Source organism: Pelomicrobium sp. G1, assembly GCF_051905455.1.
GTDB lineage: Bacteria > Pseudomonadota > Gammaproteobacteria > Burkholderiales > UBA6910 > Pelomicrobium.
This window is the reverse complement of the sequence record NZ_JBQACR010000085.1, coordinates 1-532: the sequence shown is the minus strand read 5'-3', so window position 1 is coordinate 532 and position 532 is coordinate 1. Positions and strand designations below refer to the sequence as shown.

Genomic DNA, 532 nt, shown 5'->3' with positions numbered 1-532 from the left:
CAGCATCGACGATCAACCCTGGATACGCCGTACCCTGGAAATCCTGCGCCGGAGAGACTGTTACCGGGTGGTCTCGGTGGGAAGGGCGGTGTCCCATCCGCAGTTGAAGGTTGAAGGCGGCGGTTTCCTGGTGAATCCGAGAGAATCGGGTTTGCCGACCATGGAAACTCAAGGAAAGGAAACCGCCATGCAGGATCGTAAGGGAAAGAGAGCTGGGAGCAAAGGGGCGCTGAAGGTCGTCGCGCGTGGGGACGAAGCGGCGCTTCGGGCCTGTTTCAGCGCAGGCAGGCAACACCTGCTGCCGCTGCTGGAACTGGCCATGGACACCAAGGCGAGCGTGGATGAACTGATGATGGGCGCAGCACGGCAATTCATCGAGCAGCTGCTGATCATTTCCGCGCAGGAAGTGGCCGGGGAGAAACATCCGGGCCGTCGGGGTGGAGACGTTCGCTGGCACGGAAGCCAGAAAGGGCGCATCGCCCTGGCCGAGCGGAAGCTGGCCGTCGAGCGCCCGCGCCTGCGAAGCCGGGAA

General features: G+C 63.2%; 1 pseudogene. It reads left to right on the top strand.

Annotated elements, in window-relative coordinates:
* Nucleotides 1-532 (top strand): annotated as a pseudogene (locus ACTFO6_RS17570) (hypothetical protein); the annotation flags it as partial.